Source organism: Arthrobacter sp. T572 (genome assembly GCF_056780115.1).
On sequence record NZ_JBRAZQ010000002.1, the window covers coordinates 705,648 to 717,569 of the forward strand.

Annotated in this window: 13 protein-coding genes; 2 read left to right on the plus strand and 11 right to left on the minus strand. The window is 63.7% G+C overall.

The features are described from left to right. Positions 1–133 precede the first annotated feature (133 nt). Positions 134–1,519 (minus strand): MFS transporter, encoded by a 1,386-nt coding sequence (locus ACUYMZ_RS04525; protein WP_481602239.1) that lies wholly within the window; start codon positions 1,517–1,519, stop codon positions 134–136. Positions 1,520–1,994: 475 nt separating this feature from the next. Here ACUYMZ_RS04525 and ACUYMZ_RS04530 point away from each other — a divergent pair, with 475 nt between their 5' ends. Continuing rightward, a complete protein-coding gene (locus tag ACUYMZ_RS04530; protein ID WP_481602240.1) occupies positions 1,995–2,504 on the plus strand; it encodes a methyltransferase family protein in 510 nt (169 codons plus the stop codon). A gap of 68 nt (positions 2,505–2,572) precedes the next feature. Here ACUYMZ_RS04530 and ACUYMZ_RS04535 read toward each other — a convergent pair whose 3' ends face one another. The 3 genes from ACUYMZ_RS04535 to ACUYMZ_RS04545 are packed head-to-tail and all read right to left on the minus strand — an operon-like array spanning position 2,573 to position 4,559. Continuing rightward, positions 2,573–3,004, minus strand: coding sequence for a hypothetical protein (locus ACUYMZ_RS04535; RefSeq protein WP_481602241.1), 432 nt, complete (start codon positions 3,002–3,004; stop codon positions 2,573–2,575). Beyond that, positions 3,001–3,903, minus strand: a complete 903-nt coding sequence (locus tag ACUYMZ_RS04540; protein WP_481605809.1) for a TIGR01777 family oxidoreductase — start codon at positions 3,901–3,903, stop codon at positions 3,001–3,003. Before ACUYMZ_RS04540 ends, ACUYMZ_RS04535 begins: the two co-directional genes overlap by 4 nt. Further along, positions 3,897–4,559, minus strand: coding sequence for a TetR/AcrR family transcriptional regulator (locus tag ACUYMZ_RS04545; RefSeq protein ID WP_481602242.1), 663 nt, complete (start codon positions 4,557–4,559; stop codon positions 3,897–3,899). Before ACUYMZ_RS04545 ends, ACUYMZ_RS04540 begins: the two co-directional genes overlap by 7 nt. Before the next feature lie 283 nt (positions 4,560–4,842). Here ACUYMZ_RS04545 and ACUYMZ_RS04550 point away from each other — a divergent pair, with 283 nt between their 5' ends. Beyond that, the gene (locus tag ACUYMZ_RS04550) at positions 4,843–5,550 is read left to right on the plus strand and encodes a queuosine precursor transporter (RefSeq protein WP_426005921.1); all 708 of its coding nucleotides are present in this window, start codon (positions 4,843–4,845) and stop codon (positions 5,548–5,550) included. 96 nt (positions 5,551–5,646) lie between these two features. On the opposite strand, the gene tgt is transcribed toward ACUYMZ_RS04550, so the two are convergent. The 7 genes from tgt to ACUYMZ_RS04585 form a co-directional block, all read right to left on the minus strand. After that, complete coding sequence (tgt, locus tag ACUYMZ_RS04555) at positions 5,647–6,954, minus strand: tRNA guanosine(34) transglycosylase Tgt (RefSeq protein WP_481602243.1); 1,308 nt, start codon at positions 6,952–6,954, stop codon at positions 5,647–5,649. 60 nt (positions 6,955–7,014) lie between these two features. Continuing rightward, positions 7,015–7,722: an SRPBCC family protein gene (locus ACUYMZ_RS04560; protein WP_442424634.1), complete on the minus strand. Its 708-nt coding sequence runs from the start codon at positions 7,720–7,722 to the stop codon at positions 7,015–7,017. Between the two features lie 72 nt (positions 7,723–7,794). Continuing rightward, the gene (locus tag ACUYMZ_RS04565) at positions 7,795–8,862 is read right to left on the minus strand and encodes a DUF6707 family protein (RefSeq protein WP_481602244.1); all 1,068 of its coding nucleotides are present in this window, start codon (positions 8,860–8,862) and stop codon (positions 7,795–7,797) included. A 75-nt stretch (positions 8,863–8,937) separates the two neighbouring features. Then, on the minus strand, positions 8,938–9,477 hold the full coding sequence (locus ACUYMZ_RS04570; protein WP_481602245.1) for an NUDIX hydrolase family protein: 540 nt from the start codon (positions 9,475–9,477) through the stop codon (positions 8,938–8,940). Between the two features lie 66 nt (positions 9,478–9,543). Further along, on the minus strand, positions 9,544–10,152 hold the full coding sequence (locus ACUYMZ_RS04575) for an RraA family protein (RefSeq protein ID WP_481602246.1): 609 nt from the start codon (positions 10,150–10,152) through the stop codon (positions 9,544–9,546). Continuing rightward, on the minus strand, positions 10,149–10,571 hold the full coding sequence (locus ACUYMZ_RS04580) for a RidA family protein (protein WP_426005928.1): 423 nt from the start codon (positions 10,569–10,571) through the stop codon (positions 10,149–10,151). The genes ACUYMZ_RS04575 and ACUYMZ_RS04580 overlap by 4 nt, the downstream gene beginning before the upstream one ends. Further along, a complete protein-coding gene (locus tag ACUYMZ_RS04585; RefSeq protein WP_426005929.1) occupies positions 10,568–11,917 on the minus strand; it encodes an MFS transporter in 1,350 nt (449 codons plus the stop codon). Before ACUYMZ_RS04585 ends, ACUYMZ_RS04580 begins: the two co-directional genes overlap by 4 nt. Positions 11,918–11,922 lie beyond the last annotated feature (5 nt).

Genomic DNA, 11,922 nt, shown 5'->3' on the forward strand with positions numbered 1-11,922 from the left:
AACGCTCTATCACCTTCCGGCGCCTTCAGGGAATCCCTCTATCACCAAACGCCCACCCCTTAGCCAAGCCGGGCCCGCCCTGCGTTCTTTGGAATGACCAAAGGGCGCAGGGCGGGCCTCGCAGGCACGGCCTTTAGGCGTTGACGAGGTCCTTCTTGTCGTCCTCGTCCTTGACCTTGAACGCGCTGCCCTGCTCGGCGTCCAGGTGGGTAGCCTTCTTGTTCTTCAACGCAAAGATGTACACCAGCAGGGATACGAAGATCGCGGCCGTTACGTAGGTGAAGAACAGGTTTTCCTGGCCGGCCTTCTGCAGCGCTGCGCCAATCAGCGGGACCGTGCCACCGAAGAGCGAGTTGGCGATTGCGTAGCCCAGGCCGACGCCGAGAGCGCGGATGGAAGCCGGAAAGAGCTCGGCCTTCACCAAGGCGTTGATGGACGTGTAGCCGCCAACCATGAGCAGGCCGCCCATCATCAGGAGGAACGCCATGAAGGGGTCCTGCGTGCCGGCCAAGGTGGACAGCAGCGGCCACGTGAACAGGACACCTGTGACGCCGAACCACACCAGCAGGGGCTTTCGGCCGATTTTGTCCGAGATCATGCCATACACCGGCTGCAGCAGCATGAAGATGAACAGTGCCCAGAAGTTGATCACAGAGGTGTCGGTCTTGGCGATGCCGGAGGTATCGTTCATGAACTTCAGGATGAAGTTGGTGTACGTGTAGAACGCCACCGTGCCACCGAGCGTGATGCCGATGCAGATGAGCAATGGCTTCCAGTGCTTGGTGAAGAGGAGCTTCATGGTGCCCGGCTGGGCTTCGCCTTCCACTTTGATGTGGGCCGCGCGGATCTGGTCGGCCGAGACGGTTTCCTCCATGGAACGGCGGAGCCAGAGGACAACCAAGGCAGCGACGCCGCCGATCGCGAACGGAATGCGCCAGCCCCACTCGGTGAGGGCTTCCTTGGTCATGGTGTTCTGCAGGATCACGAGGACGAGGAGAGCCAACATCTGGCCACCCACCAGCGTCACGTACTGGAAGCTGGAGAAGAAGCCGCGGCGCTTGGCCGTAGCAGCCTCGGACATGTAGGTGGCGCTGGTTCCGTACTCGCCGCCGACGGAGAATCCCTGCAGCACGCGGATGAACACCAGCAGGATCATGGACCACAAGCCGATGACGTCCTGCGTGGGCAGGATCGCAATGCAGAATGAGCCCGCGGACATCATGGTGACACTTAGCGTCAGCGCGGCCTTACGGCCCTTGCGGTCTGCGTAGCGGCCGAAGAACCAGCTGCCGACTGGACGGGCGAGGAACGACGTCGAGAACACGGCCATCGCTTCGAGGCCCGCCTGCAGATCGTCCGACGAATTAAAGAAGTGCGACTGGAAGTACGCGGCAAACACGGTGTACACGTAGAGGTCGAACCACTCCACGAGGTTGCCCGCGGAGCCCTTGAGGATATTGCTCACGGCCTTGCGTGTTTGGGCCGCCTCGCTGAGGGGCGCAGCTTGTTGGGTGCTCATCAATGAACCTTCCTGGCCGGCTGCGCACGTGGCAGCCGTGTCTTTCATGAGTTCGTTCTGTCCATGAAGCTCGTGCTCATGGCGTCGTTGCGCATGGCTCTTCGTGACTAAGAAAGGCCCTCTTGGATGAAGAGGACGTATTCCAAGCTATGGGTGATGCACGGCACAGCCAACGCGGGAGGGGATTTCCTAACACTTCCTTAGGTTTCCCCCGCCGGACGCTCTCTCACGGATCGCCGGTTTTGGGCGGATGCTCTCTCACCGTTCGCCGGTTTTGGGCGGATGCTCTCTCAGGGATCGCCGGTTTTGGGCGGATGCTCTCTCAGGGATCGCCGGTTTTGGCCGGACGCTCTCTCAGGGATCGCCGGTTTTGGGCGGACGCTCTCTCAGGGATCGCCGGTTTTGGGCGGATGCTCTCTCACTCCGTGCGTGCAGGCCGTGGCCTTCAGGCTGGGACGGGATTAATGTTCATGGCATGGGCACACTTCGGCGGGTGGTTCTCATCCTGAAACAGGAAGCAGGCGGAATACCGCTTCCACCTGGTCAAGTGCTCGGACTCGTCCTGGACGGGGTCCTCGACCGGGTATTGCCGACGCCGATCACACCAGTTCGTGGCACTCGCAAAGTCGTGGGGACGATCTTGCTGCTGACCGGCACGGGAGTTACAGCCTGGGCGGTTGTGGAACGACGACGCCACACCGTGGGGACCTTTGCCTTGGGCCGCCCTGAAGAACTTGTGACCAGCGGCCCCTATGCCCTGAGCCGTCATCCTATGTACTTGGGCTGGTGGATGATCCATGCCGGTGTAGCGGCATTCAGGGGTTCGCCGTGGGCTCTGGTGACTCTGCCGGCGGGCATGCTGGTGGAACATCTTGGCGCCCTCTGGGAAGAAAGGGCACTTCAGAAAGAGTTTGGGCAGCCCTACGTCGAGTACGTGAGGGAGGTGCCGCGTTACGTCGGAATCCCACGGCGCCACGAACCTTGAGATGGACGGTGAGAGAGCGTTCGGCTGAGGGGGCGCTTTGGTGAGAGAGCGTTCGGCTGAGGGGGCGCTTAGGTGAGAGAGCGTTGCGTGATGCGGACGAGTCGCCAGACCGATAGCCGGCCGATCCCTGCTGCCAGCGCAATGGACAGGCTAAACAAGGTTGCGCCCCAACTCGAGAAACCGCCGAAGGGTAGGCAGATGAGAGCCCCGGTCGCGAAAAACGCAGCCACGTGAAGCCATTGGTTGCGCACGCGGCGCATGGCCAATCCCAGTAAAGCTCCTACGGCCGTGCCGATGAATGCCACGGGGATCGCGGCGTAAACAAAGAAGATCAGAGCCCAGTCGGGAGCCTGCACGGCCAACAACGAGCTGAAGACCAGGTACGCAACCAGGACACCCAGGGCCAGGCTCTTGCCATTGAGAACCACCCGGTGCAGGGGGCGGTACTGCGGCGTGTTCAACTCTGCCGGAGCATACTCATCACTCGGGTCGGTCATCATCGGCTGGACCTGCTGATCGCGTTGAGGGCGTCGGCAAGAGCGGGATACTGAAACGCGAAGCCGGCCTCGACCAGCTTCCTTGGCTCGACCCATCGGCTCTTCAGGACCAGTTCGGTCTCCGTGCGGATGATGACGGCGCCCATCCCCAACAGCCACGCCGGTGTTGGAACTCCGAACGGCACACCGAGGCTCCGCCGGACCAAGGACATCAGTTCACGGTTGTCCACAGCATATGGCGACGCCGCATTGACTGGCCCGGACAGCTCGGGCCGCTCGTGAAGGAACAGAACCGAATGAAACAAGTCCTCCACATGAATCCAGCTGAACTTCTGCGTCCCGCGGCCCATGTGCCCGCCCAGCCCGAGCCGCGCCAGGTTCCGGAAGGGACCCATGACTCCTCCGTCCCTGCCGAGGACAATGGCGATCCGCAGAGGAATTTTCCGGGTCAACGGAGTCGAGGCCGCCGCCAGTTCGTCCTCCCACGCGCGGGCCACGGAGACGGAGAATCCGCTACCCAACTCGCCAGCCATTTCGGACTGCGGCCGGTCCTCCGCGTGCCGGTAAATGGTCCCGGTGCTCGCATTGATCCACGTGCGTGGCGGTTCATCACAACGGGAGAGTGCGACCCCCAACGATCGCGTCGTCTGTACCCGCGAGTCAAGGATCTCCCGACGGTTCCGCTCGTTGTATCGGCAGTTGACCGTTCGTCCGGCGAGGTTTATCAGCAGTTCGGCGCCGTTAAGCGCCTTGGCGATGCCGCCGTCGTCGTTCCATTGGGCGTCAACCGAAGCGTCCCGCCCGATGGTGCGGACCTGCCAGCCCTCCGCGGCGAACCGCCGCCGGAAGTACCGTCCGATGAAGCCCGACGCTCCAGCGATCACCACTGTGGCTGTCACGATTGGGTCTTCACGCTGCGGACCAGTCCCAGGACGTCGTCGAACACCTTGTTGACGCCTGGGATCTTTGCCAGTGACAGCCCGCGCGCAACCAGCGGCGCCGCGCCGTCGATGAGCTTGCGGGTGCGGCGCTGGTTCTCGGAGGTGTCGTAGACCCAGAACAGTGCGATTCCCATATAGGCGAGCCAGAGGAGTTCGGGCAACTCCCCGCGCAGTTTTTTGGCGACCGCGGGAGAGGAACCGTCGACGGCGGTGCGGAAGATCGCGAGCGAAGCGTCCCGGGCCGCGGTGGACGCCTTTCCGAACGGATTAACGGGCGACGACGGCCGGATCGCCGTCGCGATGAAGTCGGAACCGAACTGGTGGTACGGGGTCATGACGTCTATGCCGGTGTGCAGCACGGCCTTGAGCCGGCCGGTGAGATCCTGCACGTTGTGCAGGGCCGCGGCCGCGGCGACAGCATGCTCGTCCTGCACCTGGAGATAGAGCTCGTGGACCAGCTCGTCCTTCGACGCGAAGTAGTAGTAGGCGTTGCCCACCGAGACGCCGGCCTCCTGGGCGATGGCCCGCATGGTGGTCTTCTCGAAGCCGACCTCGCGGAACATCTTCAGTGCGACGTCGGCTACGAGTTGCCGTGTTTGTTCGCTCTTGGCGGCCATGTTGGTTCCTCCGGCAGATTCTTGAACGTGTTCAAGAATGAGTGTGGCATAAGTTTTGAACGCGTTCAAACAGGGTGCGGGGTTTTGGTGAGAGAGGGTGGCGGCACAACAGCACTTGGGTGAGAGAGGGTGGCGGGAAACCGGGCGGAAGGTGAGAGAGCGTGCGGAGGGTGGGACAATGTAGCTGGTGCCGGGCAGGATGCCCCCACTACCCCAGTGCTAATACAGCGGGGCGCCGCGAGTTGCAGAGCGCCTGCGCGAACCACTACGAAACGGATGACCCATGCCCTCGCCTTCCGGCAGTACTTTGAGCAAGCCCGCACCGCGTTTTGCGTCCATCGGTTCCCCCTACTTCGGCATCATGCTCGCGGTCATGGCCGTGGTGCTGATCCTCTCCAACATCGGCGCTTCCAAAGGCGTGGTGCTCGGGCCCATCATCACTGACGGCGGTTTCTTTCTTTTCCCGCTGGCCTACATCCTGGGCGACGTCATGAGCGAGGTCTACGGTTTCAAGGTGGCCCGCAAAGCCATCATCACCTCGTTCGCCCTGAGTGTCTTCGCGTCGCTCTGCTACTGGGTGATCATCATCCTCCCCGGCTTCGATGACGACTACGGAACCGCCAAACAGGCAGCCATCGAGGGCGCGCTCGGGCCCGTTCCACAAATCGTCCTGGCGTCCCTGCTGGCGTTCCTCGCAGGCCAGACCATCAACTCCTGGATCCTGGTCAAGATGAAGGAGCGCACGGGAGAAAAGACCCTGTGGGCCAGGCTCATGGGCTCCTCCGTGGTGGGCGAGTTCGTCGATACCCTGATTTTCTGCAGCATCGCGGCGTCGGTGATCGGCATCTCCGACGTCGGCTCGTTCATCAATTACGTCCTGGTGGGCTTCCTGTACAAGACGGCGGTCGAGTTCATCTTCGTGCCCATTACCGTGCTGGTGGTGGGCTGGATCAAGAAGCGTGAGCCGAGCTACGGCGCAATCGCGGCCTAGCCCTTCGCCGGGTTCGCTGGAAAGGCACGGGGCCGCTGGAAGCTTCCCAACGCCGTCGCACGTTTCCCGCGAACCCGGCACCGGCACCAAGCAAAGCTAGGAGTAGTACCGCCCCAGCGTCTCGGCCTTGAACTCGAAGAAATCCCCGGATTCAATGGCCAAGCGGGCGTCGTCCACCATCTTCACCACGAAGCGCTCGTTGTGGATGGAGATCAGGGTTGCGGAGAGCATCTCCTTGGCCTTGAACAGGTGGTGGATGTACGCCCGTGAGTAGTTGGCGCAGGCGTAGCAGTCGCAGCCCTCCTGGAGGGGCCCGAAGTCCTTCTTGTACCGTGCACCGGACAGGTTGAACCGGCCGGACGGCGTGTAGAACGCGGAGTTCCGGGCCACGCGGGTGGGGGAGACACAGTCGAAGGTATCGGCCCCGTTCTCGATGGCGGTAAAGATGTCGTCCGGTTCGGAGATGCCCAGCAGGTGGCGGGGCTTGTCCTCGGGGAGTTCCTCGTTGCACCAGCGGACAATCGTCCCGAGGTTCTCCTTCTCCAACGCCCCACCGATGCCGTACCCGTCGAAGGGCATCGCGCCAAGATCGCGGCATGCCTTGCGCCGCAGGTCCTCGTACTGGGCGCCCTGGATCACCCCGAACAGGGCCTGGTACGGCTTGCCTGCCCGGGACTCAGTCAACGAGAAATGCTCCTCCAAGCAGCGCAACGCCCAGAGCCGCGTCCGTTCCAGCGACTCTTCCTGGTAGGCGCGGGAGTTCTGCAGGGTAGTCAGCTCGTCGAACGCGAACATGATGTCCGCCCCGATCTGGTGCTGGACCTGCATGGAGATCTCGGGGGAGAAACGGTGCTTGTCGCCGTTGAGGTGGGACTTGAACCAGACCCCGTCGTCATCGATGTGCGCCAGCCGTTCCTTCCCCGGGGCGACGGCGTCGTCGGGCCCGGACGTGTCGACGTTCTTCATGTCGATCACCTTCTTGAACCCGGAGCCCAAGCTCATTACCTGGAACCCGCCGGAGTCCGTGAAGGTCGGGCCGGACCAGTTCATGAAGGCGCCGAGCCCACCTGCGGCGTCGAGGATTTCGGGCCCGGGCTGGAGGTAGAGGTGGTAGGCGTTGGCCAGCACAGCTTGTGCACCAAGTTCGGCGACGGACTCCGGGAGCACGGCTTTGACGGTGGCTTTGGTCCCGACGGCGATGAACGCCGGCGTCTGGATGGTTCCGTGCGGCGTGGTGATGGTTCCGGTGCGGCCCAGGAACCCGCCCCCGTTCGCCTCCACAAGCGAGGACGACGGCGGGCACGTTTCCGTCAGGCGCCGGCCCACCTCGAAGGAAAATCCGGCCGTGGCCACGGAGGGCGCGGTGGTTGAATCAGGCGAAGGCAAAGAAGCGGAAGCTGGCACGCTACCAAGTGTGCCAGCTTTGCCGAAGGTCACCCTGTCGGAGGTCCGATGGGCGCCGTCTCAGGAGCTGTAGTTCGCTTCCTTCCACTTGTCCCAGGAGGCACGGATGTCGTTGAACGTGTGGGCCCCGAGCTCGTAGGTCGAGGCAATCACTATCGCGCCGCCGTCGGGCCTTTTGTCCGGAATCGGCAACTGTTCTGCGACGATCAGCAGCCCGTCGCCGTGCGCGGCGTAGCTGTGCACGGTCAGGCCGACCTGGTGCCGGCTCTTGAACCAGACCTTGCCGGAGATCTTCTCGCCGGTTTTCAGGGTGAGCGAATATTCCTCGCCTACGGGCGGAAGGTCGCCAAGCCCCAGCTTTTCTATGGCTGAGCCGTCACCTGAGACGGACAGGAAGTGCGTCCGGCGCTTACCGTGCGGATGCCGCTCCAAGGCAAACCGAAGCTGGTGGAGGAAGGTAAGCCATCCCTGCGTGATGTCTTCATCCCACTCCGCCCACTCGGAATTGTGGTCCAGCGCGGCCCTGGTCACCTTGACTTCGGTGCCGCCGGACACGGGATGCAGCTCAAAGATGTCGCCGCCGTTGACGGTGAGGCTGGTGTGGTCAGGTCCTTCCACTACATCGGTGTTGAAGTAGATCTGTTTGATTTCGTCGGCGAGGTCATCGGCTTCCCAACCATGCCATTGGGCCACGAGCGACGGTTCACGCAGCATTGTCCAAACCTGCTGCGCGTCGGCATTAATCACAACGCTCAGATTGTTCGTCATGGCCCAGAATCTACCGCCGTTCGGGCACATAAAACAGGGCTTGATCTTCCCGAGCCGGGCGGTCCGGCGGCCCTAAGCGCGGACCGAGTCGAGTTCGTTGGCGATCCGGCGTGTCAGTTCGTCTCCGGCAAGGGTTTTGGAGCCGCCGTGCGCGCGGAGGAACAGCAGCGCTTCGAGCCGCAGGAACCGCCATTCACGTTCGGCTTCGCGGTTGCCGTTGTCGATCGCGCGGAAGATCTCCTTGTCGTAAAGGTTGGGTTCGTTGAGGGCGCGCTGCCGGACCCTGGCATTGATACGGGCCTTGAACGGGTCCTCTTCCTGCGATTCGGGAGCCCGCAGGAGTTTTTCGTACACAGCCGCCCGGTCCGTTTGTCCGGATTCGCGGCAGATGAAGCTGGACAGCGCCAGGGCGCGTTCAATCGACGCCCAGCGGTCAAGGTTCCCGTCGAAGGGCAGGACGTTCAGGAGATCGGCCACTTCAAGCGCCTTGTCCGGATCCCGCAACACCACGCACAGGTCGAAGGCCAGGTCGCTGAGATCCCGGAGGCAGCTTCCCGACTTGGTGTTGATGCCTTTGGCCAGCCGGTCGGCCAGTACCTGAACACCGTTCTTGCCCTTGTGTCCGGCTGCGGCGGCCACAACCACTGACTCCGGAGTACCGTGCGGCTCGGGGATGAGGGCCAGTTCTTCCGGACCCGGTCCGGTGGCCACTGGCGGCGTTTCCGGGCGTGGAGGTACGACGACGGCGGGAGCGGCGGGCGCCTCTTGGTCCGTTTCCGCCGGGGTGCTGAGCGAGGGGTCTTCGGTGGACGGGCCTTCGGCCCCGCCGCCGGAGGCGGCACCGGCGCTGTCGCCGGAGTCGCCGGCACTGGTGCCGGTGCTGTCGCCGAAACCGGACCCGACGCCGCTGCCCGGGACTCCGCTGCCAACCGGCACACTGGAGCCCGCAGCGATCCGCATCGAACCGCCGTCGAACGTTGTGACCAGCAGCAGCGCAGCGACACCGTAGTCATCGTGCTGGGTCTCGACGCTGCGGATTTCCTGGGCGGGACCGTCGCCCGGCGGGTACACAAAGTCTCCCGGTTGCAGGTCCCCAGCCTGCTTCTCGCGGTACTGCTCTGAGGCTGGGCTGTGAGTCATCGGAAGTCCTTTGGTTCTCTTGCGGTCCGCCGTCCAGTCTACAAAGTCCGGCCGCGGCAGGCGCCGGGACCCGCCCTAGACGACGATGCCCGAGTAGGCCAAGGCCTGCCGCACGAGGTTGCCGCGGCCGCCTTCGAATTCCTGCTGAACGTCTTCGCGGAGGACTTCCTGCGGAGTCATCCAGGTCAGTTCCAGTGCGTCCTGGCGGGGCTCGCATTCACCTGTGACCGGGATGATGAACACCAGCGAGACCGCGTGCTGGCGGTCATCGGTGAAGCCGGTCTGGGACGGGGCCGGGAAGTATTCGGCCACCGTGAACGGGACCGGGCTGATGGGCAGCTGGGGGAAAGCCAGGGGACCGAGGTCCTTTTCCATGTGCCGCAGGAGTGCTGCCCGGATGGTTTCGCGGTAGAGGACGCGGCCGGAGACGAGGTAGCGGACCATGTTGCCGTCGGCGTCGCCCTGCAGCAGGGAGCCGACCTCATTGACGTACCCGAGGGGATCCAAGCGGACGGGAACAGCCTCCACGTAGACCATGGGAAGGCGCCCTCGCGCCTCGAAAAGGTCCTCGTCGGAAAGCCAGCCGGGATATGGGTCGGGTGTACGTACGCTCATGGTTAAGTTCTACCGCATCCCCGGCCGAAGTCCGTTGGTGCCACAGCGGGGTTACGGGTGGCGGAGTTACAGGGCCAGGACCGTGTGGAGCGGTTCGCCGGCCGCGATCCTGGCCAGGATGGCGGGTTCGGCCGCATCCGAGGCAAGGGCTTGACCCATGACGTTCCGGGCTGCGTGCGGCTCCAGGATGATCAAGCCGTTGTCATCCCCGAGGACCAAATCGCCGGGGTTCACTGCAATGCCGCCGCAGTGAACCGGCACATTGACGGCGGAGCCAGTACTGTACGCGCGCTTGGTGGTGAGGCAGGTGGTGCCACGCGCGAAGACGGGCAGCCCGGCCTGCCGCAGTTCCAGCAGGTCCGTTGCCATGCCGTCGATCAGGACGGCGGCTGCGCCTTGGGCGATCGCCGTGGCTGCAGTGACGGCACCAACTGGCGCATGGCGGTGGTCGCCGAGCATGTCCACCACCAGGACGTCGCCGGGGTGCAGCGCAAGGAGGGCGCGGTTCATGGCTATCGCGTCATGGTCGGCGATCCGCACCGTGACAGCGGGCCCGGCGACCTTGACGTTGGGCAGGAGGGATTGAATGGCCGGGTCAACAAAGCCATCTTCCAGGAAGTGGCCGATCGTGGGGTAGCTGACCCTTGTTAGGTCCTCAAGGAGCGTCCGGATCACTGTGCGGCCCCCGTGGTTCCGGTCGAGGCGGTTCCGGCCAGGACGGCAACGCACTCGATCTCCAGCGACACGCCCCACAGACTGACACACACGGTGGTTCGCGCCGGTTTGGCCGCGCCGAAGTACTCGACGTACACGCGGTTGTAGTCCTCCAATTGCTCCTCGCTGGTCAGGTACGTGTTGACCTTGACCACGTGCTGCAGGCTGGACCCGGCCGCCTCCAGGACTCCGGCCAGGTTGTCGATGGTTTGGCGGACCTGGCCTTCAAAAGTCCCGGGTTGATCGTTAAGTCCGGTGATGGCGGGGATCTGGCCGGAGGTGAACACGAAACCGTTGGCAATGACCGCTGGCGGGAAAGGGCCGACGGCGGGCGCCTGGCCGGGGATGCCGGCCAGGCGCACGATGGGGGTTGCGTTCACTTCGCTGCCGCTTCAGCCGGTGCAACATCGACGGCGTCGATGTTGCCGTGGCGCGTTTCGGTCAGGACAAACAGTGCCACAAGGGACAGGATGGCTGCCGCCATGATGTACCAGGCGATCGAGGAGCTCTGGCCGGTCAGTCCCAGCAGCCACGTGGTGATGAACGGGGTGGCGGCGCTGCCCAGCAGGCCGGACAGCATGTAGGCCACGGAAAGGCCGGAGTAGCGGACCTTGGACCCGAAGAGCTCTGCCAGGAAGGTGGCGATGGGGCCGTAGTTGGCAGCGAAGGCCGTCATCATGGCGAGGTAGGCGACGAACAGGAGCGCCACGGACTTGGTGTCCATGAGCCAGAACATCGGGAAAGCGAGGACGGCTTCAGCGGCAACGCCTGCGTAGATGATGGGCTTGCGGCCGTGCTTGTCGGAGAGCTTGCCGAAGAACGGGATCAGGACGAAGCAGAGCGCGCAGGCGGCCAGGACAACCCAGAGCATGAGGCTTTCCGAGTGACCCAGTTCTTTCTTGCCGTAGGCGACGCCGGACGCCACCAGAAGCGTGAAGGTGCTGCCTGTGGAAAGGGTGGCGACGCCGCCCAGGACAACCTGCTTCCAGTACTTGGCCATGAGCGAGGCGAACGGCATCTTTGCCTTGGCGCCGGCGGTCTTGACGGCCTGGAAGGATGGGGTCTCCTCAATGTTCAAGCGGATGTAGATGCCCACGGCCACCAGCAGCACGGAGGCCAGGAATGGGATGCGCCAGCCCCAGGAGTGCAGGGCGTCGGTGCTCATGCTGGAAGCCACGATGAGGAACGCGACGTTGGCAATGAGGGTGCCGGCCGGGACGCCAACCTGGACCAACGAGCCAAAGAAGCCACGGCGGTTGGCGGGGGCGTGCTCCACAGTCATGAGCACGGCGCCGCCCCATTCGCCGCCAAGGGCCAAGCCCTGGATGACACGGAGCAGGAGGAGCAGGAGTGGCGCCATGATGCCGATGCTCTGGTAGTCGGGCAGCAGGCCGATCGCGAACGTGGCTGCGCCCATGGTCAGCAGCGAGACGAGCAACATGGATTTGCGGCCCAGGCGGTCGCCGAAGTGCCCGAAAATTATGGCGCCGACCATGCGGGCGATGTACGCCGAGGCAAAGGTTCCGAAGGCGAGCATGGTGCCCACGATGGGATCGAAGCTGGGGAAGAAGATCTTGTTGAAGACGAGTGCGGACGCCGTTCCGAACACGAAAAGGTCGTACCACTCGACGGTGGTGCCAATAACGCTGGCGAGGGCAATTTTGCGCATTTTCGTCAGGTCGAGCCTGGCTGTGGATGCGGAATCGGTATCTACCGTTTGGGCCATCAGAA